17 protein-coding genes and 1 pseudogene are annotated in these 21,978 nt (G+C 69.2%); 15 read left to right on the top strand and 3 right to left on the bottom strand.

Going from position 1 to position 21,978, the window contains the following annotated elements; translation table 11 throughout:
- Positions 1–120 precede the first annotated feature (120 nt).
- The 4 genes from secD (at position 121) to ACIOKD_RS10200 (ending at position 6,342) form a co-directional block, all read left to right on the top strand.
- Positions 121–1,872 (top strand): protein translocase subunit SecD, encoded by a 1,752-nt coding sequence (gene secD, locus ACIOKD_RS10215; protein ID WP_402080875.1) that lies wholly within the window; start codon positions 121–123, stop codon positions 1,870–1,872.
- Between the two features lies 1 nt (position 1,873).
- Positions 1,874–3,007: a protein translocase subunit SecF gene (gene secF, locus ACIOKD_RS10210; RefSeq protein ID WP_402080873.1), complete on the top strand. Its 1,134-nt coding sequence runs from the start codon at positions 1,874–1,876 to the stop codon at positions 3,005–3,007.
- Positions 3,004–3,552, top strand: a complete 549-nt coding sequence (locus ACIOKD_RS10205; RefSeq protein WP_402080871.1) for an adenine phosphoribosyltransferase — start codon at positions 3,004–3,006, stop codon at positions 3,550–3,552. The genes secF and ACIOKD_RS10205 overlap by 4 nt, the downstream gene beginning before the upstream one ends.
- A gap of 228 nt (positions 3,553–3,780) precedes the next feature.
- Positions 3,781–6,342: a RelA/SpoT family protein gene (locus ACIOKD_RS10200; protein ID WP_402080869.1), complete on the top strand. Its 2,562-nt coding sequence runs from the start codon at positions 3,781–3,783 to the stop codon at positions 6,340–6,342.
- Positions 6,343–6,490: 148 nt separating this feature from the next.
- Here the strand turns inward: ACIOKD_RS10200 and ACIOKD_RS10195 are convergent, their stop codons facing one another.
- Complete coding sequence (locus ACIOKD_RS10195) at positions 6,491–7,720, bottom strand: DUF349 domain-containing protein (RefSeq protein ID WP_402080867.1); 1,230 nt, start codon at positions 7,718–7,720, stop codon at positions 6,491–6,493.
- Between the two features lie 135 nt (positions 7,721–7,855).
- A complete protein-coding gene (locus ACIOKD_RS10190; RefSeq protein ID WP_402080866.1) occupies positions 7,856–8,692 on the bottom strand; it encodes a peptidylprolyl isomerase in 837 nt (278 codons plus the stop codon).
- Between the two features lie 193 nt (positions 8,693–8,885).
- Between ACIOKD_RS10190 and ACIOKD_RS10185 the strand changes: the two genes are divergently transcribed.
- From ACIOKD_RS10185 to rpsD, 5 genes are all read left to right on the top strand, one after another.
- A complete protein-coding gene (locus tag ACIOKD_RS10185; protein ID WP_402080865.1) occupies positions 8,886–9,602 on the top strand; it encodes an MBL fold metallo-hydrolase in 717 nt (238 codons plus the stop codon).
- 13 nt (positions 9,603–9,615) lie between these two features.
- Positions 9,616–10,878, top strand: a complete 1,263-nt coding sequence (gene hisS, locus ACIOKD_RS10180; protein ID WP_402080862.1) for a histidine--tRNA ligase — start codon at positions 9,616–9,618, stop codon at positions 10,876–10,878.
- Between the two features lie 376 nt (positions 10,879–11,254).
- Positions 11,255–11,893, top strand: a complete 639-nt coding sequence (locus ACIOKD_RS10175) for a vitamin K epoxide reductase family protein (protein WP_402080859.1) — start codon at positions 11,255–11,257, stop codon at positions 11,891–11,893.
- Between the two features lie 102 nt (positions 11,894–11,995).
- The gene (locus tag ACIOKD_RS10170) at positions 11,996–13,351 is read left to right on the top strand and encodes a replication-associated recombination protein A (protein WP_402080856.1); all 1,356 of its coding nucleotides are present in this window, start codon (positions 11,996–11,998) and stop codon (positions 13,349–13,351) included.
- A 330-nt stretch (positions 13,352–13,681) separates the two neighbouring features.
- Positions 13,682–14,296, top strand: a complete 615-nt coding sequence (gene rpsD, locus ACIOKD_RS10165) for a 30S ribosomal protein S4 (RefSeq protein WP_307134464.1) — start codon at positions 13,682–13,684, stop codon at positions 14,294–14,296.
- Positions 14,297–14,480: 184 nt separating this feature from the next.
- Here rpsD and ACIOKD_RS10160 read toward each other — a convergent pair.
- A pseudogene (locus ACIOKD_RS10160) lies at positions 14,481–15,009 on the bottom strand (regulator); the annotation flags it as partial.
- Between the two features lie 159 nt (positions 15,010–15,168).
- Here ACIOKD_RS10160 and ACIOKD_RS10155 point away from each other — a divergent pair.
- From ACIOKD_RS10155 to ACIOKD_RS10130, 6 genes are all read left to right on the top strand, one after another.
- Positions 15,169–15,603 carry a DUF948 domain-containing protein gene (locus ACIOKD_RS10155; protein WP_107019681.1) on the top strand — a complete coding sequence of 145 codons (435 nt, stop codon included), beginning with the start codon at positions 15,169–15,171 and terminating at the stop codon, positions 15,601–15,603.
- A 7-nt stretch (positions 15,604–15,610) separates the two neighbouring features.
- Entirely contained in the window at positions 15,611–15,979 is a 369-nt protein-coding gene (locus ACIOKD_RS10150) for a DUF6167 family protein (RefSeq protein WP_402080852.1), read from the top strand.
- Entirely contained in the window at positions 15,979–18,651 is a 2,673-nt protein-coding gene (alaS, locus tag ACIOKD_RS10145; RefSeq protein ID WP_402080849.1) for an alanine--tRNA ligase, read from the top strand. Before ACIOKD_RS10150 ends, alaS begins: the two co-directional genes overlap by 1 nt.
- Before the next feature lie 17 nt (positions 18,652–18,668).
- Complete coding sequence (gene ruvX / locus ACIOKD_RS10140) at positions 18,669–19,133, top strand: Holliday junction resolvase RuvX (protein WP_398289213.1); 465 nt, start codon at positions 18,669–18,671, stop codon at positions 19,131–19,133.
- Positions 19,134–19,249: 116 nt separating this feature from the next.
- Positions 19,250–21,085: an endolytic transglycosylase MltG gene (gene mltG, locus ACIOKD_RS10135; protein WP_402080847.1), complete on the top strand. Its 1,836-nt coding sequence runs from the start codon at positions 19,250–19,252 to the stop codon at positions 21,083–21,085.
- The gene (locus ACIOKD_RS10130) at positions 21,063–21,926 is read left to right on the top strand and encodes a shikimate dehydrogenase (RefSeq protein ID WP_402080844.1); all 864 of its coding nucleotides are present in this window, start codon (positions 21,063–21,065) and stop codon (positions 21,924–21,926) included. The genes mltG and ACIOKD_RS10130 overlap by 23 nt, the downstream gene beginning before the upstream one ends.
- The last annotated feature ends 52 nt before the right edge of the window (positions 21,927–21,978 follow it).

Here is a 21,978-nt window from a genome sequence, read left to right as displayed (position 1 = left end):
GTGCGCCGCTCGCGCGCCGTGGTCCCCGGACGTCCGGCTTCGCGCGGAACCTCCACACCATTTGATGCCCGTCCGCGAAGGTACCGAGAGACCGGGCGGACGAAGAGGGAGAACGAGAAGGTGGCAGCACCTAAGAAGGGCCGACAGGGCACCCAGGGCAGGCCGGGGCGCACCTTGGCCCTGATCCTGATCGCCATCGTGGCGCTCACCGGCGGCATGTTCGCCTCCGGGCACACGACACCGCGACTGGGCATCGACCTCGCCGGCGGTACGAGCATCACGCTCCAGGCGAAGAACGAACCCGGTCAGAAGAACGCGATCAACAAGACCAACATGGACACCGCGGTCGACATCATGAACCGCCGTGTCAACGGTCTGGGCGTCAGCGAAGCGGAGGTGCAGACCCAGGGCGAGAGCAACATCATCGTCAACATCCCCAAGGGTACGAACTCCGAGCAGGCCCGGGAACAGGTCGGCACCACCGCCAAGCTCTACTTCCGTCCCGTGCTGGTCACCGAGGTCTCCGGCGCCGACGCCGCGACCCCGTCCCCGAGCGCGTCCGGCAGCTCCTCCGCGAGCCCTTCCGCCTCGGCGAAGGAGAGCGAGAAGGTCACCTCGTCCTCGTCGCCCTCCGCCTCCGCCACCTCGCAGGGCCGGGCGGTCACCGACGCGCTGAAGGCCGACCCCACTCCCTCCGCGAGCGTCACGGGGAGCGCTTCCACCGCGGCCAGTCCCTCGGCGTCCGCGAGCACCGACCCGGCGACCGCGAAGCTCCAGGCGCAGTACACCGCGCTGGACTGCAGCAAGAAGACGGTCCGCGCCAAGGCCGGTGACGGCGTCAAGGCCGGCGACCCGACCGTGGCCTGCGGCCAGAACTCGCAGGGCCAGTGGCAGAAGTACATCCTCGGCCCGGCCGAGGTCGAGGGCACGGACGTCGACAAGGCCTCGGCCGTGTTCGACACCCAGGGTGCCGCGGGCTGGAAAGTCACCATGGACTTCACCAGCAAGGGCGGCAAGAAGTTCGCGGACATCACGGGCAAGCTGGCCCAGAACCAGTCCCCGCAGAACCAGTTCGCCATCGTCCTCGACGGTGAGGTCGTCTCCGACCCGTACGTCAGCCAGGCGCTGACCGGCGGCACCGCGGAGATCTCGGGCAGCTTCGACCAGCAGGAGGCCCAGGACCTGTCCAACATGCTGTCGTACGGCGCGCTGCCGCTCACCTTCACCGAGGCGAGCGTCACCACCGTCACCGCCGCGCTCGGCGGCGAGCAGTTGGAGGCCGGCCTGATCGCCGGCGCCATCGGCCTGGCCCTGGTCATCATCTACCTGGTGCTCTACTACCGGGGTCTGTCGCTCATCGCCATCGCCTCGCTGCTGGTCTCCGCGGTCATGACCTACGTGATCATGGCGCTGCTCGGCCCGACCATCGGCTTCGCGCTGAACCTGCCCGCGGTCTGCGGCGCCATCGTGGCCATCGGCATCACGGCGGACTCGTTCATCGTGTTCTTCGAACGCATCCGTGACGAGATCCGCGAAGGCCGAAGGATGCGCCCCGCGGTCGAGCGTGCCTGGCCGCGCGCCCGGCGCACCATCCTGGTCTCCGACTTCGTGTCGTTCCTCGCCGCCGCCGTGCTCTTCGTCGTCACCGTCGGCAAGGTCCAGGGCTTCGCCTTCACCCTGGGGTTGACCACCCTGCTCGACGTGGTGGTCGTCTTCTTCTTCACCAAGCCGCTGATGTCGCTCCTGGCCCGCAGGAAGTTCTTCGCGGAGGGCCACAGCTGGTCCGGCCTCGACCCGAAGCGACTGGGCGTGCAGCCGCCGCTGCGCCGCACCCGTCGTGCGTCCGCCCCCGTCGACACGAAGGAGGCGTGAGATGTCGAAACTCGGCACCCTCGGCGCCCGGCTCCACCGCGGTGAGATCGGCTACGACTTCGTCGGCAAGCGCAAGATCTGGTACGCCGTCTCCATCCTGATCACCATCACGGCGATCCTGGGCCTCGCGGTGCGCGGTCTGAACATGGGCATCGAGTTCCAGGGCGGCGCCGTCTTCACCACCGAGCGCACCAGCATCTCGGTGAGCCAGGCCGAGACGTACGCGGAAGAGGCCTCCGGCCACGACGCGATCGTCCAGAAGCTCGGCAACGGCGGACTGCGCATCCAGGTCGCCGGCGTCGACACCAGCAAGTCCGACCAGATCAAGCAGCAGCTCGCCAAGGACCTGAAGGTCGACTCGGAGAAGATCGCCGCCGACCTGGTCGGCCCCAGCTGGGGTGATCAGGTCGCCAACAAGGCCTGGCAGGGCCTGGCGATCTTCATGGTCCTTGTCGTGATCTATCTGGCGATCGCCTTCGAGTGGCGTATGGCAGCTGCCGCGCTCGTGGCGCTCATCCACGACATCACCATCACGGTCGGCGTCTACGCGCTCGTCGGGTTCGAAGTCACACCGGGCACCGTGATCGGTCTGCTCACGATCCTCGGTTACTCGCTGTACGACACGGTGGTCGTCTTCGACAGCCTCAAGGAACAGACGAAGGACATCACCAAACAGACGCGCTACACCTACAGCGAGATCGCCGACCGCTCGATCAACGGCACCCTGGTGCGTTCCATCAACACCACGGTCGTCGCGCTGCTCCCGGTGGCGGGCCTGCTGTTCATCGGTGGCGGTGTCCTCGGCGCGGGCATGCTCAACGACATCTCGCTGTCGCTGTTCGTCGGCCTCGCCGCCGGCGCGTACTCCTCGATCTTCATCGCCACGCCGCTCGTCGCCGACCTCAAGGAGCGCGAGCCGCAGATAAAGGCACTGAGGAAGCGCATCCGGGCCAAGCGGGCCGCCGCCGCGGCGAAGGGCGAGTCCCTGGAGGCCCCGGTCGTCGAGCGCTCGTACGACGACGAGGAGCCGGATGACGACGACGCGACCCCCGCGGTCGTCGGACCCCGTGCCCAGCGCGCCCAGCCGTCGTCCCGGGGCAGGGGCCGCGGCCGTCCCTCGGGCAAGCGCCGATGACCGGACTCGCAGACACCACGGCGCTGCTGCTCAGCCGGATCCGTGACGTGCCGGACTACCCGGAGCCGGGCGTGGTGTTCAAGGACATCACCCCGCTCCTGGCGGACCCGGCCGCGTTCACGGCGCTCACCGAGGCCCTGGCCGAGATCAGTGTCCGCAACGGCGCCACGAAGATCGTCGGCTTGGAGGCCCGCGGCTTCATCCTGGGCGCCCCCGTCGCGGTCCGCGCGGGACTGGGCTTCATCCCCGTACGCAAGGCCGGCAAGCTCCCCGGAGCGACCCTCAGCCAGGCGTACGACCTGGAGTACGGCTCCGCCGAGATCGAGGTGCACGCCGAGGACCTCACGCCGGGCGACCGCGTCATGGTCGTCGACGACGTCCTCGCCACCGGTGGCACCGCCGAGGCCTCGCTCCGGCTGATCCGCAGGGCGGGCGCCGAGGTCGCCGGGGTCGCCGTCCTCATGGAGCTGGGCTTCCTGGGCGGTCGCGCCCGTCTGGAGCCCGCTCTGGACGGCGTCCCGCTGGAGGCACTGCTCACGGTCTGAGCGACCGGACGACCAGCCGCCCGGCAACCGGGCGGCCACCCGTTCGACACCGCTCAGCACCCCGCAGGACACGGCGCAGGCGGGTCCCGGAGGAATCCGGGACCCGCCTCTCGTGTTTCTCCCGTGGAAGGCCGTCCCACCGGCCGAAGGCGAGACCCGAGCCCAGGATCGCTACCATGGGGTTTCCGGAGCCTGACCGGGGACCCGGATCGCGCACGAGGAGCCCTCTTGCCAGACGAGGCCCAGCCACTCGCCCCCAGGGCCGACCGCCCGGGGGTACCACCGGCCGCCAGGCCCGACCAGTCCGCGGCGCCCGCGGGCACGCCCGCCGCGCCCGCACCCGCGAAGAACGGGTCGGCCGCCCCGGCCAAGGCGGCGGATCAGCCACGTCCCGAGCCGGCGGCCCCCGAGCGGCAGGCCTCGGCGCCGGCGGCCCGCCCCGCGTCCGCCGCCCGGCCCGCCTCCGGCCAGCCCGCCCGCTCCGGCGGCTCCTCCAACCGCGTACGGGCCCGGCTCGCCCGTCTCGGCGTCCAGCGCTCGAACCCGTACAACCCGGTCCTGGAGCCGCTGCTGCGGATAGTGCGCAGCAACGACCCGAAGATCGAGACGGCCACGCTGCGCCAGGTCGAGCGCGCCTACCAGGTCGCCGAGCGCTGGCACCGCGGCCAGAAGCGCAAGAGCGGCGACCCGTACATCACGCACCCGCTCGCGGTGACGACGATCCTCGCCGAGCTGGGCATGGACCCGGCCACGCTGATGGCGGGCCTCCTGCACGACACGGTCGAGGACACCGAGTACGGGCTCGACACCCTCCGCAAGGACTTCGGCGACCAGGTCGCCCTCCTCGTCGACGGCGTCACCAAGCTCGACAAGGTCAAGTTCGGCGAGGCCGCGCAGGCCGAGACCGTCCGCAAGATGGTCGTCGCCATGGCCAGGGACCCGCGCGTCCTGGTCATCAAGCTCGCCGACCGCCTGCACAACATGCGCACCATGCGCTACCTCAAGCGCGAGAAGCAGGAGAAGAAGGCGCGCGAGACCCTGGAGATCTACGCGCCGCTCGCCCACCGCCTGGGCATGAACACCATCAAGTGGGAGCTGGAGGACCTCGCCTTCGCGATCCTCTACCCCAAGATGTACGACGAGATCGTGCGCCTGGTCGCCGAGCGCGCCCCCAAGAGGGACGAATACCTCGCCATAGTGACCGACGAGGTCCAGTCCGACCTGCGCGCGGCCCGCATCAAGGCGACCGTCACCGGCCGTCCGAAGCACTACTACAGCGTCTACCAGAAGATGATCGTCCGCGGCCGTGACTTCGCGGAGATCTACGACCTGGTCGGCATCCGCGTCCTCGTCGACACGGTCCGCGACTGCTACGCGGCACTGGGCACCGTCCACGCCCGCTGGAACCCGGTTCCGGGGCGGTTCAAGGACTACATCGCGATGCCCAAGTTCAACATGTACCAGTCGCTGCACACGACGGTCATCGGTCCCAACGGCAAGCCCGTCGAACTCCAGATCCGTACGTTCGACATGCACCGCCGCGCCGAGTACGGCATCGCCGCCCACTGGAAGTACAAGCAGGAGGCCGTCGCGGGCGCCTCCAAGGTGCGCTCCGACCAGCCGAGGACAACCGGCAAGGACGACCACCTCAACGACATGGCGTGGCTGCGCCAGCTCCTCGACTGGCAGAAGGAGACCGAGGACCCGGGGGAGTTCCTGGAGTCCCTGCGCTTCGACCTCTCGCGCAACGAGGTCTTCGTGTTCACGCCGAAGGGCGACGTGATAGCGCTGCCGGCCGGCGCGACACCCGTGGACTTCTCCTACGCGGTGCACACGGAGGTGGGCCACCGCACCATAGGAGCACGTGTCAACGGACGCCTCGTACCGCTGGAGTCGACCCTGGACAACGGCGATCTGGTGGAGGTCTTCACCTCCAAGGCGTCCGGCGCCGGACCGTCGCGGGACTGGCTGGGCTTCGTCAAGTCGCCCCGCGCCCGCAACAAGATCCGCGCCTGGTTCTCCAAGGAGCGCCGCGACGAGGCGATCGAGCAGGGCAAGGACGCCATCGCGCGCGCCATGCGCAAGCAGAACCTGCCGATCCAGCGCATCCTCACCGGCGACTCGCTGGTCACGCTCGCGCACGAGATGCGCTATCCCGACATCTCGTCCCTGTACGCGGCGATCGGCGAGGGCCATGTGGCCGCGCAGGGTGTCGTGCAGAAGCTCGTGCAGGCGCTCGGCGGCGAGGAGGCCGCCTCCGAGGAGATCGACGAGAGCGTCCCGCCCGCCCACGGCCGGGGCCGCAAGCGCCGCTCGAACGCCGACCCGGGTGTCGTCGTCAAGGGCGTCGCCGATGTATGGGTGAAGCTGGCCCGCTGTTGTACGCCCGTTCCCGGCGACCCGATCATGGGCTTCGTGACGCGCGGCAGCGGAGTGTCGGTCCACCGCACGGACTGCGTCAACGTCGACTCGCTGTCCCGCGAGCCCGAGCGCATCCTCGAAGTCGAGTGGGCCCCCACCCAGTCCTCGGTCTTCCTGGTCGCCATCCAGGTCGAGGCACTGGACCGCTCGCGGCTGCTGTCGGACGTCACGAGGATCCTGTCCGACCAGCACGTCAACATCCTGTCCGCGGCCGTCCAGACGTCGCGCGACCGGGTGGCCACCTCCCGCTTCACCTTCGAGATGGGCGACCCCAAACACCTGGGCCACGTCCTGAAGGCGGTCAGGGGAGTGGAGGGCGTGTACGACGTGTACCGCGTGACATCGGCCCGCAGGCCCTCGGAGGCCTGACGGCCGGACACGACACAGGAGGGGCTCCCGTACAGGTTCGTACGGGAGCCCCTCCTGTGTCGGTCGGGCAGCGCTCCCGAAGGGGCGCGCGGAACTGCGCGGCCGGCCACGACGTACCCGCAGACGAAACCGGGCCCTCCAGCGGACGTTACCCGCCGAACTCGTGCAGCCCCTTGAGCGCCTGCTCCAAAAGGGCCTGACGCCCGTCGAGCTCCCGCTGGAGCTTGTCGGCCCTCGCCCCGTTCCCCGCGGAGCGAGCCGTCTCGATCTGCCCCTGGAGCTTGTCCACGGCCGCCTGCAGCTGCCCGGTCAGACCCTCCGCACGCGCGCGTGCCTCCGGGTTCGTCCGGCGCCACTCGGTCTCCTCGGAGTCCTGAAGAGCCCGCTCCACCGCGTGCATCCGCCCCTCGACCTTCGGGCGGGCGTCCCGCGGCACATGGCCGATGGCCTCCCAGCGCTCGTTGAGCGAGCGGAAAGCGGCCCTGGCCGCCTTCAAATCCTGCACCGGGACGAGCTTCTCGGCCTCCTCGGCCAGCTCCTCCTTGAGCTTCAGGTTCTCCGTCTGCTCCGCGTCCCGCTCGGCGAAGACCGAACTGCGCGCCGCGAAGAACACGTCCTGGGCGCCGCGGAAGCGGTTCCACAGGTCGTCCTCGTGCTCGCGCTGGGCGCGGCCCGCGGCCTTCCAGTCCGCCATCAGCTCGCGGTAACGGGCCGCCGTCGGACCCCAGTCGGCCGAGGCAGACAGCGACTCGGCCTCCGCGACCAGCTTCTCCTTGGTCTTGCGGGCGTCCTCGCGCTGCGCGTCCAGCGACGCGAAGTGCGCCTTGCGTCGCTTGGAGAACGCCGAGCGCGCGTGCGAGAAGCGGTGCCACAGCTCGTCGTCGGACTTCCGGTCGAGCCTCGGCAGGCCCTTCCAGGTGTCCACGAGCGCGCGCAGCCGCTCACCGGCGGCCCGCCACTGGTCGGACTGGGCCAGCTCCTCCGCCTCGACGACCAGCGCCTCCTTGGAGTGCCGGGCCTCGTCGGACTGCTTCGCCCGCTGCGCCTTGCGCTCCTCACGACGGGCGTCGACCGTCTCGACGAGCTTGTTCAACCGGACCTTCAGCGCGTCCAGATCCCCGACCGCGTGGTGGGCGTCCACCTGATCGCGGATGTGGGCGATGGCGACCTGGGCGTCCTTCGAGGACAGGTCGGTCGTTTTCACTCGTCGTTCGAGGAGGCCGATCTCCACGACCAGTCCCTCGTACTTGCGCTCGAAGTAGGCCAGTGCCTCGTCGGGAGTACCGGCCTGCCAGGAACCGACGACCTGCTCGCCGTCAGTGGTACGCACGTACACGGTGCCCGTCTCGTCGACGCGGCCCCACGGGTCGCTGCTCACAGCGCCTCCTCCACATGATGCCTGCGTGGGGCAGCTTTGCCCCCGGACATCGTCCACAGTTTCGTCACGGCCAACATAGGCGACCGGCGGGGCGGCTGTCCGCATCCCGCGCGACCGAACTTTCCCTGCTGGAGGTCAGGATTTCGTCACGGTCGCCTTGTCGATCACGACGGTCGCGTTGGGGGTGCCGTCGCCCTGGCCGGTGCTCTCACCGGCGGCCGCGATTTTCTTCAGCACCTTCATGCCCGATTCGGAAATCGTGCCGAACGGTGTGTAGTTGGCAGGCAACTGACTGTCCTGGAAGACGAGGAAGAACTGGCTGCCGCCGCTGTCGCGGCCTTCCTTCGTCTGCGCGTTGTACTGGTTGGCCATCGCCACCGTGCCCGCCGGATACACATCGCCCTTGAGGCGCTTGTCCTTGAGGTTCTCGTCGGGAATGGTGTAGCCGGGACCGCCCGTGCCGGTGCCCTGCGGGTCGCCGCACTGGAGCACGTAGATGCCGTTCGTCGTCAGACGGTGGCACTTGGTGTGGTCCAGGTAGCCCTTGCCCGCGAGGAAGCTGAACGAGTTCACGGTGTGCGGGGCCTTCGAGGCCGGCATGTCGATATCTATCGCGCCGCAGGTCGTCTGCAGCTTCATCGTGTAGTCCGCCGACTTGTCGATGGTGATCGCCGGTTCCTTCTTGTAGGTCAGCGACTTCACCTTGCCCGCGGCGGCCTTGTCACAGGGATCCGGGGCCTTGCTGGGGGAGGCGCTCGGGGTGGCCTCCGCGGCGGCGTTCGACTTGTCGTCGTCCTTCTTGAAGACCCCGGTCGCGTAGGACACCACGCTGCCGACGACGATCACGCCGAGGACCGACGCGATCACCGCGTTACGAGCATGGGCCTTGCGCCGAGCGGACGTACGCCGCTGCTGTTGCCGCAAGAACTTCTCCCGGGCGAGCTGGCGCCGCCGCTGTTCCTGGGTGACCACCGGGTTATCTCCTCATGCGTCTCGTACGTCAGGTGGGACGCGTGGGTCTTGTGAGCCGACCGCCTGCGTGTGCCCCGTACCGTATATGGGTTCGCTGTGGTTCCGGCAGCGCCGGTAGGCTCTGAACCGCAGCGAAGCCATTCCGACGTACGACATCACGTACGGCACACCGACGACATACCGAAGGACGATCGTGCTCATTGCCGGGTTCCCCGCCGGGGCCTGGGGCACCAACTGTTATCTGGTCGCCCCCGCCGCCGGTGAGGAGTGCGTGATCATCGACCCGGGCCACCAGGCCGCCCAGGGAGTCGAGGAAGCGCTCGCCAAGCATCGGCTCAAGCCCGTCGCCGTCGTCCTCACGCACGGCCACATCGACCATGTCGCCTCGGTGGTCCCGGTGTGCGGCGCGCACGACGTACCGGCGTGGATCCACCCCGAGGACCGGTACATGATGAGCGATCCGGAGCGGGCACTCGGCCGCTCGATCGGCATGCCGCTGATGGGCGAGCTGACGATCGGCGAACCGGACGACGTCCGGGAACTGACGGACGGCGCCGCGCTCAAGCTCGCAGGCCTCGACTTCTCCGTCGCGCACGCGCCCGGCCATACGAAGGGGTCGGTGACGTTCCGGATGCCCGAGAACACGGAGGTCCCGTCCGTGTTCTTCTCCGGGGATCTGCTCTTCGCCGGCTCCATCGGACGTACCGACCTGCCCGGTGGCGACATGGACGAGATGCTCGGCTCGCTGGCACGTGTGTGCCTGCCGCTCGACGACTCGACCGTGGTGCTGTCCGGCCACGGCGCCCAGACGACCATCGGCCAGGAGCGCGCCACCAACCCGTATCTGCGGCAGGTGGCGGCGGCCGGCCAGGGAGCGGACCCGAAATCCGCCCCGCGACGAGGAATGTGACGAGAGAATTCCCGTGAGCACCTTCAAGGCCCCCAAGGGCACGTACGACCTGATCCCGCCGGACAGCGCGAAGTACCTCGCGGTGCGCGAGGCGATCGCCGCTCCGCTGCGCAACTCCGGTTACGGATACATCGAGACGCCCGGTTTCGAGAGCGTCGAGCTGTTCGCGCGCGGGGTCGGTGAGTCCACCGACATCGTGACCAAGGAGATGTACGCCTTCGAGACCAAGGGCGGAGACCAGTTGGCGCTGCGCCCCGAGGGCACGGCGTCCGTGCTGCGCGCCGCCCTGGAGGCCAACCTCCACAAGCTCGGCAACCTCCCCGTCAAGCTCTGGTACTCGGGCTCCTACTACCGCTACGAGCGCCCTCAGAAGGGTCGGTACAGGCACTTCTCCCAGGTCGGTGCGGAAGCCATCGGCGCGGAGGACCCGGCCCTGGACGCCGAGCTGATCATCCTGGCCGACCAGGCGTACCGCTCGCTCGGGCTGCGCGAGTTCCGGATCCTGCTCAACTCGCTGGGCGACAAGGAGTGCCGACCCGTCTACCGCGCCGCGCTCCAGGACTTCCTGCGAGGGCTCGACCTGGACGAGGAGACCCTGCGCCGCGCCGACATCAACCCGCTGCGGGTCCTCGACGACAAGCGGGACGACGTCCAGAAGCAGCTGGTCGGGGCACCGCTCCTGCGGGACTACCTCTGCGACGCGTGCAAGGCGTACCACGAGGAGGTGCGCGAGCTGATCACGGCCGCGGGCGTCTCCTACGAGGACGACGCGAAGCTGGTCCGGGGGCTCGACTACTACACGCGGACGACGTTCGAGTTCGTGCACGACGGTCTGGGATCGCAGTCCGCGGTGGGTGGTGGCGGGCGTTACGACGGCCTCTCCGAGATGATCGGCGGGCCCGCGCTGCCGTCCGTCGGCTGGGCACTGGGCGTCGACCGCACGGTCCTCGCGCTTGAGGCCGAGGGTGTCACGCTGCAACTCCCCTCCTCCACCAGCGTGTTCGCCGTCCCGCTCGGGGACGAGGCGCGGCGGGTGCTCTTCGGTGTGGTGACCGAGCTGCGTCGCAACGGGGTCGCTGCGGACTTCTCGTACGGGGGGAAGGGCTTGAAGGGCGCCATGAAGAACGCCAACCGCAGTGGCGCCCGTTACACCGTCGTCGCCGGTGAGCGGGACCTCTCCGAGGGGGTGGTTCAGCTGAAGGACATGGAGTCCGGGGAGCAGGTGGCGGTCGGGGTCAACGAGATCGTTGCGGAACTCGAATCCCGCCTGAGCTAGGGCTTTCCTGCGCCCCCTTGCCCCCGCTATCGCGCTGCGCGCTCGTCCTCAAACGCCGGACGGGCTGGATTTCCAGCCCGTCCGGCGTTTGAGGACCGGGGGTTCGGGGGCAGCGCCCCCGAGTACGTGACGGTGGCGGACCGTTTCGCCCACCGGCAACTCGGCGGGCGCGCATTCGTCCCGCCGGACGATGCCGACCCGCTACATCGGCCGCGCGTTCGTTCGTGCGTGCTGTCATGCGAACGAGCGTCCGCCGAAGCGAGCGTTCCAGGACGACCGCACGTACTTCCTTATGTCCATCGAACGGTGGACACACGCGCGTGTGCGGCACAATGACCGTGCCCGGAAGGTCCTCTCAAGCTACGGAAACGGCGTGATGAGCAAGACGACAGTCAGGGAAGGCGTCTCCACCGGCCAGGAAGCCGCCGGAGCCCCACGGACCGTGGGCGGCGGGCGTTTCCTCGCCCTTCTGCTGGTGATCACGGGCGCGGCCGGGCTGCTGGCCTCCTGGGTCATCACCATCGACAAGTTCAAGCTGCTTGAGGACCCGGGCTTCACGCCGGGCTGCAGCCTGAACCCGGTCGTCTCCTGCGGCAACATCATGAAGAGCGACCAGGCCTCCGTCTTCGGGTTCCCCAACCCGATGATGGGCCTCGTGGCCTACGGCATCGTGATCGCCGTCGGCGTGAGCCTGCTCGGGCGGGTGACCTACCCGCGCTGGTACTGGCTGACCTTCAACGCGGGCACGTTGTTCGGCGTCGGGTTCGTGACCTGGCTGCAGTACCAGTCGCTGTACAACATCAACTCGCTGTGCCTGTGGTGCTGCCTCGCCTGGGTCGCGACCATCGTGATGTTCTGGTCCGTGACCGCGCACAACGTCCGGCACGACTTCCTGCCCGCGCCCGGCTGGCTCAAGGGGTTCTTCGGCGAGTTCGCCTGGGTGCTGCCGGTCCTGCACATCGGGATCATCGGCATGCTGATCCTGACGCGCTGGTGGGACTTCTGGACCAGCTGACGCCACCGGCGGAGCCCCGCGGAGCCCCGCAGAGCCCTGCCGGGCCCCTTGCGGGGCAAGGGCCCGGCCGCTCTGTCAGTGGCGTGACATAGGGTTCCGAACGTGGAGCCCGACCTGTTTACCGCCGCAGCCGAAGAACGCCAGGAGAAGGACCCCTCCAGCAGTCCCCTGGCCGTCCGGATGCGCCCGCGCACCCTCGACGAGGTCGAGGGCCAGCAGCATCTGCTGAAGCCAGGCTCACCCCTGCGCAGACTCGTCGGCGAGGGTGGCGGCGGCCCGGCCGGACCCTCCTCGGTGATCCTCTGGGGCCCGCCCGGCACCGGCAAGACGACCCTGGCGTACGTGGTCTCCAAGGCGACGAACAAGCGCTTCGTGGAGCTCTCCGCGATCACCGCGGGAGTCAAGGAGGTCCGCGCGGTCATCGAGAGCGCCCGCCGGGCGACCGGAGGCTTCGGCAAGGAGACCGTCCTCTTCCTCGACGAGATCCACCGTTTCAGCAAGGCCCAGCAGGACTCCCTGCTCCCGGCCGTGGAGAACCGCTGGGTGACCCTGATCGCGGCAACCACGGAGAACCCGTACTTCTCCATCATTTCTCCCCTGCTGTCCCGCTCGCTGCTCCTCACCCTCGAACCGCTCACGGACGACGACCTGCGCGGGCTGCTGCGCCGGGCGCTCACCGACGAGCGTGGCCTCAAGGGCGCCCTCACCCTCCCCGAGGACAGCGAGGAGCACCTTCTGCGGATCGCCGACGGCGACGCCCGGCGTGCCCTCACCGCCCTGGAGGCCGCCGCCGGGGCGGCACTCGACAAGAAGGACGCCGGGATCACCCTCCAGACCCTGGAGGAGACCGTCGACCGGGCCGCGGTGAAGTACGACCGCGACGGCGACCAGCACTACGACGTGGCCAGCGCCCTGATCAAGTCGATCAGGGGCTCGGACGTCGACGCGGCGCTGCACTACCTGGCCCGGATGATCGAAGCCGGCGAGGACCCCCGGTTCATCGCCCGCCGGCTGATGATCTCCGCCAGCGAGGACATCGGCCTCGCCGATCCGAACGCCCTGCCGACGGCGGTCGCGGCGGCCCAGGCCGTCGCCATGATCGGCTTCCCCGAGGCCGCGCTCACCCTCAGCCACGCCACCATCGCCCTCGCCCTGGCCCCGAAGTCGAACGCCGCGACGACGGCGATCGGCGCCGCCATGGAGGACGTACGCAAGGGCCACGCGGGTCCCGTGCCCATGCATCTGCGGGACGGGCACTACAAGGGCGCGGCCAAGCTCGGCCACGCGCAGGGGTACGTGTATCCGCACGACCTGCCCGAGGGCATCGCCGCCCAGCAGTACGCGCCCGAGGAGCTCAAGGACCGGGAGTACTACACACCGACCCGGCACGGCGCCGAGGCGCGCTACGCGGACGCGGTGGAGTGGACGAGGAAACACCTCGGTCGTGGGCGGTCCTGATCACCCTGTAGACTCTCCGAAGCGCTGCGTCCCGTGTCCGGCCCCGGTCGGCACCACCAGAACGGGACATCCAGCCGGAGCCCCCACCCCCGGGTGAGGAATCCAGGAGCGTCGCGCACCGTCGAAGGTGTCGCGGGCAGCCCATCACCCTCTCGGAGTTCTCCGGGAACCGGTCGGTGGGCCACTCGCGTGCTGCACATGTGCCCAGCTCAGGGAGCGGCTGCCCAACAGGTCCGTGAAGGACCCGAAGGGTTTCCCTGGTTGCGGATGCGACCTCCCTTAACCACTGGTGAAGCCGTATTCACATCGAAAACACGAGGTGTTTGGTTCATGCCGAACCAGTCCCGCCCCAAGGTCAAGAAGTCGCGTGCCCTCGGCATCGCGCTGACCCCGAAGGCCGTCAAGTACTTCGAGGCCCGCCCCTACCCGCCCGGCGAGCACGGCCGTGGCCGCAAGCAGAACTCGGACTACAAGGTCCGTCTGCTGGAGAAGCAGCGTCTGCGTGCGCAGTACGACGTGTCCGAGCGTCAGCTCGTCCGCGCCTACGAGCGTGCCGCGAAGACGCAGGGCAAGACCGGTGAGGCCCTGGTCATCGAGCTGGAGCGCCGTCTCGACGCGCTGGTCCTTCGTTCGGGCATCGCCCGCACGATCTACCAGGCCCGCCAGATGGTCGTCCACGGCCACATCGAGGTCAACGGCGGCAAGGTCGACAAGCCGTCCTTCCGCGTCAAGCCCGACGACGTCGTGATGGTGCGCGAGCGCAGCCGCAGCAAGACGCTGTTCGAGGTCTCCCGCGCCGGTGGGTTCGCCCCCGACGGTGAGACCCCGCGCTACCTCCAGGTGAACCTCGGCGCCTTGGCGTTCCGCCTGGACCGCGAGCCGAACCGCAAGGAGATCCCGGTGATCTGCGACGAGCAGCTCGTCGTCGAGTACTACGCCCGCTGATCAGGCGTACACAGCACCACCGGCCTCGCGCCTGCTCTCAGAGCATCAGCCCGTCGTCTCTCCACCCTTGCGGGTGGGCGAGGCGGCGGGTTCTCGCATGTCAGGGGAGACCGGGACGCCACACGGCGCGGCCGACGTGCCCAGTGGCTCCGGCCGGTGTGTCCCAGCGCCCGGCCCACCGCCGCGCCTCCGGCTCGGGCAGCGGCGCCGGCGGGAGCACCCGCTCGCCCTCCACCGAGAGCGGCCTGCGCCCCAGGGCGAGCACCCGCAGGTCCGCCGCGCGCCGCGGCAGCTCACCGACCAGCGACGCGCACGCGTCGACCAGCTGCTCGAACCCGTCGAGCACGAGCAGGAGTCGCCGTTCCCCGAAATGGTCGAGCAGGACCTGGCGCGGCGGTCGTGAGGTGTGATCCGTCAGTCCCAGCGCCTCCACGACCGCGTACTCGACGAGTTCCGGCTCGCGCACCTCGGCCGGCTCCACCCGCCACACGCCGTCGTCCGGCCGGAGCCGGGCCGCCGCGCGCCGCCAGCCGCGACGTGCCGACCCCGCCCGGGCCCGTCACCGTCACCAGCCGCGCGGCGACGAGGGCCGCGTCCAGTCGCGTCAGTTCGGCCGCGCGACCCCCGAACGCGTTGAGCTCCAGGGGCGGATTGCCGGCCCGGCGACCGCCCGCCCCCGCACAGGAGGGCCGAGAACCCTGAGAGGACCGCACGGGCGACGGGCGTACTCATCCATGAGCACTCCGTACAATCACTTCGCGCGACTTCGGCAGTGGCGGGCGGTAATCCGGTACGGAGCCGCGGCCCCGGCGCGATAAGGTCGCAGGACGACTTTTCGATGGTGAGGCACGAGTTCAGGGAGCGGGTGCGCAGTGTCCGGTGGTGAGGTGGCCGGGATCCTGGTGGCCGTCTTCTGGGCGATCCTGGTCTCCTTCCTCGCGGTGGCACTCGCGAGGCTGGCCCAGACGCTCAGGGCGACCACCAAGCTCGTCGCGGACGTGACCGAACAGACGGTCCCGCTCCTCGCGGACGCCTCCGCGGCCGTGCGCTCGGCGCAGACCCAGATCGAGCGGGTCGACGCCATCGCCGCGGACGTCCAGGAGGTCACGTCGAACGCCTCGGCACTCTCCTCGACCGTCGCCTCGACCTTCGGCGGCCCGCTGGTGAAGGTGGCGGCGTTCGGCTACGGCGTACGCCGGGCCATGGGCGGCCGCCGCGAGGACGAGCCCGCCAAGCCCACGCGACGCACCGTGATCGTGGGCCGCACCGTCCCGTCGGCGCGACGGGGTAAGCGGAAGAAGGACTGACGCAGCGATGTTCCGCCGTACGTTCTGGTTCACCGCGGGCGCAGCCGCCGGTGTGTGGGCCACCACCAAGGTCAACCGCAAGATCAAGCAGCTGACGCCCGAGAGCCTGGCGGCCAGAGCAGCCGACAAGGCGATCGAGGCGGGCCACCGCGTCAAGGACTTCGCACTCGACGTCCGGGACGGAATGGTCCAGCGCGAGGCGGAACTCGGTGAGGCGCTCGGACTGAACGCCGACCCCGATCCGGCCTCCCCGCGCCGCCTCGCCGCCCTGGACAGCGGCGACGACCCGCAGCGCGGCGGGAACCAGAAGTACAGCAAGAACCCGACGTACGTCGAGAGGTCGACGTACTCGCACAACCGGAATGAGGACCACTGATGGAGTCGGCCGAGATTCGTCGCCGCTGGTTGAGCTTCTTCGAGGAGCGCGGGCACACCGTCGTCCCTTCGGCGTCGCTCATCGCGGACGACCCGACTCTGCTCCTGGTCCCGGCCGGCATGGTCCCCTTCAAGCCGTACTTCCTCGGTGAGGTCAAGCCTCCCTTCGCCCGCGCCACCAGCGTCCAGAAGTGCGTCCGTACGCCGGACATCGAAGAGGTCGGCAAAACCACCCGGCACGGCACGTTCTTCCAGATGTGCGGCAACTTCTCCTTCGGCGACTACTTCAAGGAAGGCGCCATCAAGTACGCCTGGGAGCTGCTGACCAGCCCCCAGGACAAGGGTGGTTACGGCCTGGAGCCGGAGAAGCTCTGGATCACCGTGTACCTGGAGGACGACGAGGCCGAGCGCATCTGGCACGAGGTCGTCGGCGTCCCCAAGGAGCGCATCCAGCGCCTGGGCAAGAAGGACAACTACTGGTCCATGGGCGTTCCGGGCCCCTGCGGTCCGTGTTCCGAGATCAACTACGACCGAGGCCCCGAGTTCGGCGCCGAGGGCGGCCCCGCCGTCAACGACGAGCGGTACGTGGAGATCTGGAACCTCGTCTTCATGCAGTACGAGCGCGGCGAGGGCACCTCGAAGGAGGACTTCGAGATCCTCGGCGACCTGCCGAGCCAGAACATCGACACCGGCCTCGGCCTCGAACGCCTCGCCATGATCCTGCAGGGCGTGCAGAACCTGTACGAGATCGACACCTCCATGGCCGTCATCAGGAAGGCCACCGAGCTGACCGGTGTCGAGTACGGCGTCGCCCACGGCTCCGACGTCTCCCTGCGCGTGGTCACCGACCACATGCGGACGTCCGTGATGCTCATCGGCGACGGCGTCTCCCCGGGCAACGAGGGCCGCGGTTATGTGCTGCGCCGGATCATGCGCCGCGCCATCCGCAACATGCGGCTGCTCGGCGCCACCGGCCCGGTCGTCCAGGACCTCGTCGACGTCGTCATCGAGATGATGGGCCGGCAGTACCCGGAGCTCGTCTCCGACCGCAAGCGCATCGAGACCGTCGCTCTCGCCGAGGAGGCCGCCTTCCTCAAGGCGCTGAAGGGCGGCACCAACATTCTCGACACCGCCGTGACGGAGACCAGGGCCTCCGGTGGCACGGTCCTCTCCGGCGACAAGGCCTTCCTGCTCCACGACACCTGGGGCTTCCCGATCGACCTCACCCTGGAGATGGCCTCCGAGCAGGGCCTGTCCGTGGACGAGAACGGCTTCCGGCGCCTGATGAAGGAACAGCGGGAGCGCGCCAAGGCCGACGCCAGGGCCAAGAAGACCGGTCACGCCGACATGGGCGCCTACCGCGAGATCGCCGACGCCGCCGGCGAGACCGACTTCATCGGCTACACGAGCACCGAGGGCGAGTCCACGGTCGTCGGCATCCTTGTCGACGGTGCCTCCTCGCCCGCCGCCACCGAGGGCGACGAGGTCGAGATCGTCCTCGACCGCACCCCGTTCTACGCCGAGGGCGGCGGCCAGATCGGCGACACCGGCCGCATCAGGATCGACACCGGTGCCGTGATCGAGGTCCGCGACTGCCAGAAGCCCGTCCCCGGGGTGTACGTCCACAAGGGCGTCGTCCAGGTCGGCGAGGTGACCGTCGGCGCCAAGGCCCAGGCCGTCATCGACGTGCGCCGTCGCACGGCCATCGCCCGCGCCCACTCGGCCACCCACCTCACGCACCAGGCCCTGCGTGACGCCCTCGGCCCGACGGCCGCCCAGGCCGGTTCCGAGAACCAGCCCGGACGCTTCCGCTTCGACTTCGGCTCCCCGTCCGCCGTGCCCACGGCCGTGATGACGGACGTGGAGCAGAAGATCAACGAGGTGCTCACCCGCGACCTCGACGTGCACGCCGAGATCCTGAGCATCGACGAGGCCAAGAAGCAGGGCGCCATCGCCGAGTTCGGCGAGAAGTACGGCGAGCGCGTGCGCGTCGTGACCATCGGCGACTTCTCCAAGGAACTGTGCGGCGGTACACATGTGCACAACACCGCCCAGCTCGGCCTGGTCAAGCTGCTCGGCGAGTCGTCGATCGGTTCGGGCGTGCGCCGTATCGAGGCCCTGGTGGGAGTGGACGCCTACAACTTCCTCGCCCGTGAGCACACGGTGGTCGCCCAGCTCCAGGAGCTGATCAAGGGCCGTCCGGAGGAGCTTCCGGAGAAGGTCTCGGCCATGCTCGGCAAGCTGAAGGACGCCGAGAAGGAGATCGAGAAGTTCCGCGCGGAGAAGGTCCTCCAGGCCGCCGCCGGTCTCGCCGGGTCCGCCAAGGACGTGCAGGGCATCGCCCTTGTCACCGGCCAGGTCCCGGACGGCACGAGCGCCGACGACCTGCGCAAGCTGGTCCTCGACGTACGCGGCCGTATCCAGGGCGGACGGGCCGTCGTGGTCGCCCTGTTCACCACCGCCAACGGCAGGCCGCTGACGGTCATCGCCACCAACGAGGCCGCCCGCGAGCGCGGCCTCAAGGCCGGTGACCTGGTGCGCACGGCCGCCAAGACCCTCGGCGGCGGCGGTGGCGGCAAGCCCGACGTGGCCCAGGGCGGCGGCCAGAACCCGGCCGCCATCGGTGAGGCCGCCGACGCCGTCGAGCGGCTCGTGGCCGAGACCGCCAAGTGAGCGACGGCGAGCGGGTCATGCGCCGCGGCCGCCGGCTCGCCATCGATGTCGGGGACGCCCGGATCGGGGTCGCCTCGTGCGACCCCGACGGGATCCTCGCCACGCCGGTGGAGACCGTGCCGGGACGTGACGTCCCGGCCGCCCACCGGCGGCTGCGGCAACTCGTCGAGGAGTATGAGCCGATCGAGGTCGTCGTCGGTCTTCCCCGCTCCCTCAAGGGAGGCGAGGGCCCGGCCGCTGTCAAGGTCCGCGCGTTCGCACAGGAGCTCGCACGCGGGATCGCGCCCGTGTCGGTGCGCCTCGTGGACGAGAGGATGACCACGGTGACGGCCAGTCAGGGACTGCGCGCCTCGGGCGTGAAGTCCAAGAAGGGCAGATCGGTCATCGACCAGGTGGCGGCCGTGATCATTCTCCAGCAGGCACTGGAGTCCGAACGGGTGTCAGGTACATCTCCGGGCGAGGGCGTCGAAGTGGTCATCTGATCGCGGTACGGTAACGTTCCGCGCGATGCGGTGGTGTTCGAATAGCCTCCGCACAGGAGAGAGGCGACGGACGCCCAGCCACCGCGCGACCACCGCCTCGCGGCTCTAGGGGATCGATGACTGAGTATGGCCGGGGCCCAGGCTCCGAACCGTGGCATCCCGAGGACCCGTTGTACGGGGACAACGGATGGGGAGGACAGGAGGCCCAGGCGGCCCAGTCCCCCTACGGCGGCCAGCCGCAGCACTATCCGGAGCAGCCGCAGCAGCCGCAGTACGGCGACTGGGGCACGGGCCAGCAGGCCGACTACGACCAGGGACAGCAGCAGCAGTACGTCCAGGGACAGCAGCAGTACGCCCAGGAGCAGCAGCAGTACGGCGGTCATTCTCCGCAGCAGTACAACGGTCAGGGTGGCCAGGGCTACCCCGACCAGGGTGGCGGGCAGTACGACCAGAACGGTCAGCAGTACGACCAGAACGGTCAGCAGTACGACCAGAACGGCCGGCCGTACAACGGCGGCGGCTGGGACCCGGGCCAGCAGTACCAGCCGCAGCAGCAGGTCCCGTACGGCGCTGATCCGAACGATGCCTACGGCGGCCAGGCCCAGGCGTACAACGGTCAGCAGCCCGACTACTACGGGACCCCCGACGCCTATCCGCCGCCCGAGCCGCCGAGCCGACGCCGCGCCGAACCGGAGCCCGAAGCGGAACCGGAAGCGCAGCGCACCGACTGGGACCCGGGCGCGGACCAGGGAGAGCACGCGTTCTTCGCGGGCGCTGACGACGACGAGGACGACACCGACGACGACCCGCAGAACCGCCGGCGTGGCAAAGCCGGCAAAGGCGGTAAGGGGAGCAAGGGCAAAGGCGAGAAGAAAAGCCGGAACGGCTGTGCCTGCCTGGTGGTCTCCCTCGTTCTCCTCTCGGTGGGTGGTGGCGTCACCTATTTCGGCTACCAGTTCTATCAGAGTCGTTTCGGCTCGGCTCCGGACTACGCGGGCGACGGGATCGGCGGTCAGGTGACCGTCGTGATTCCCAAGGGCGCCTTCGGATCGGTGATCGGCCAGAAACTGAAGGCGGCCGGTGTCGTCAAGAGCGTGGACGCCTTCGTGGCGGCCCAGGCGCAGAACGAGAACGGCGACAAGATCCAGGCGGGTTCCTATCTGCTGAAGAAGCAGATGTCCGCGGAAAGCGCTGTCGCGCTGATGCTCGATCCCAAGAGCCAGAACAATCTGGTCGTCAGGGAAGGGCAGCGCAATGTCACGGTGTACGAGGCGATCGACAAACAACTCGATCTCTCCAAGGGCACCACCGCGGACATTGCCAAGAAGAAGTACAAGAGCCTCGGGCTGCCGGACTGGGCGAACGACGACAGCGACATCAAGGACCCGCTGGAAGGATTCCTCTATCCGGCGACCTATCCCGCCGACAAGAACATGAAGCCCGAGACCGTCCTGAAGGACATGGTCGCGCAGGCCAACAAGGAGTACGCCAAGTACGACCTGGAGGCGAAGGCCGCGGACCTCGGTCTTGAGGACCCGCTGCAGGTCGTCACGGTCGCGAGCCTCGTACAGGCCGAGGGCATCACGCACGACGACTTCAAGAAGATGGCGTCCGTCGTCTACAACCGGCTGAAGCCGACGAACGACGTCACCAACCAGAAGCTTGAGTTCGACTCGACGTACAACTACCTCAAGGGTCAGAGTAAGATCGATATCTCGGTCGCCGAGATTCGCAACTACGACGACCCGTACAACACGTACTTCTACAAGGGTCTTCCGCCCGGGCCGATCGGGAATCCCGGCGACGAGGCGCTGAGGGCGGCACTGAAGCCCGACGGCGGTGCGTGGATGTTCTTCATCTCCATCGACGGCAAGAAGACGGACTTCACCAAGACCCTGGCCGAGCACGAGAAGTTGGTTCAGAAATTCAATGAGCGGCGCAACAAGGACTGACGGAGACCGGCGGTGTCGAGCCGCCGTTCTCGGTTCCCCGATCGGCCATTCCCTTTCCCCGGTGCTGCACCGCGCCGCGTACGAGGAACTCGGTCTGCAGCACTGGTCGTACGGCCAGTTCGAGGTCGACGAGGCGGCGCTGCCCGAATTCATCGGGAAGCTCGGTTCCGAATGGGCCGGACTCTCGCTGACGATGCCGCTCAAGCGGGCGGTCATTCCGCTGCTCGACGAGATCAGTGAGACGGCGGCCTCCGTCGAGGCCGTGAACACGGTGGTGTGCGCCGAGGACGGCCGCCGCGTCGGCGACAACACCGACATCCCCGGGATCGTCGCCGCCCTGCGGGAGCGGGGCATCGAACAAGTGGAATCCGCGGCGATCCTCGGCGCGGGCGCCACCGCCTCCTCCGCGCTGGCCGCGCTCGCCCGTGTCTGCACGGGTGAGGTCGTCGCGTACGTCCGCAGCGCGGCGCGTGCCGCCGAGATGCGGCAGTGGGGCGAGCGGCTCGACATCGAGGTGCGTACGGCGGACTGGGCGGACGCCGAACAGGCGCTGCGCGCGCCCCTGGTGATCGCGACCACCCCGGCGGGCGCCACCGACGCTCTCGCCCCGTCCGTCCCCGAGCGGCCCGCCACCCTCTTCGACGTCCTGTACGACCCCTGGCCCACCGACCTCGCGGCCCGCTGGTCCGCCTACGGAGGCGCCGTCGTCAGCGGGCTCGACCTGCTCGTACACCAAGCGGTGCTCCAGGTCGAGCAGATGACGGGCCTCGCTCCGGGCCCGGTCGACACCATGCGGACGGCGGGGGAGAAGTCCCTCGCGGCCCGCCAGGACGGCCGCTAGGATCCGGTTTCCGATGCCGCGGGGGCGGGGTCGGGGTCGGGGGGGCCGGGAC

Origin of the sequence: Streptomyces sp. NPDC087844, assembly GCF_044742785.1 — a bacterium.
GTDB lineage: Bacteria > Actinomycetota > Actinomycetes > Streptomycetales > Streptomycetaceae > Streptomyces.
Note: the sequence above shows the minus strand (reverse complement) of the source record. Positions and strands in the feature narration are given on the sequence as shown.

Bases quoted from the DNA above. Each gene is read 5' to 3' on its own strand.
- ACIOKD_RS10150 (WP_402080852.1), top strand. From the start codon at position 15,611: ATGTTCCGCCGTACGTTCTGGTTCACCGCGGGCGCAGCCGCCGGTGTG.
- alaS (WP_402080849.1), top strand. From the start codon at position 15,979: ATGGAGTCGGCCGAGATTCGTCGCCGCTGGTTGAGCTTCTTCGAGGAG.
- ruvX (WP_398289213.1), top strand. From the start codon at position 18,669: ATGCGCCGCGGCCGCCGGCTCGCCATCGATGTCGGGGACGCCCGGATC.
- ACIOKD_RS10205 (WP_402080871.1), top strand. From the start codon at position 3,004: ATGACCGGACTCGCAGACACCACGGCGCTGCTGCTCAGCCGGATCCGT.
- rpsD (WP_307134464.1), top strand. From the start codon at position 13,682: ATGCCGAACCAGTCCCGCCCCAAGGTCAAGAAGTCGCGTGCCCTCGGC.
- secF (WP_402080873.1), top strand. From the start codon at position 1,874: ATGTCGAAACTCGGCACCCTCGGCGCCCGGCTCCACCGCGGTGAGATC.
- ACIOKD_RS10175 (WP_402080859.1), top strand. From the start codon at position 11,255: ATGAGCAAGACGACAGTCAGGGAAGGCGTCTCCACCGGCCAGGAAGCC.
- ACIOKD_RS10130 (WP_402080844.1), top strand. From the start codon at position 21,063: ATGAGCGGCGCAACAAGGACTGACGGAGACCGGCGGTGTCGAGCCGCC.
- mltG (WP_402080847.1), top strand. From the start codon at position 19,250: ATGACTGAGTATGGCCGGGGCCCAGGCTCCGAACCGTGGCATCCCGAG.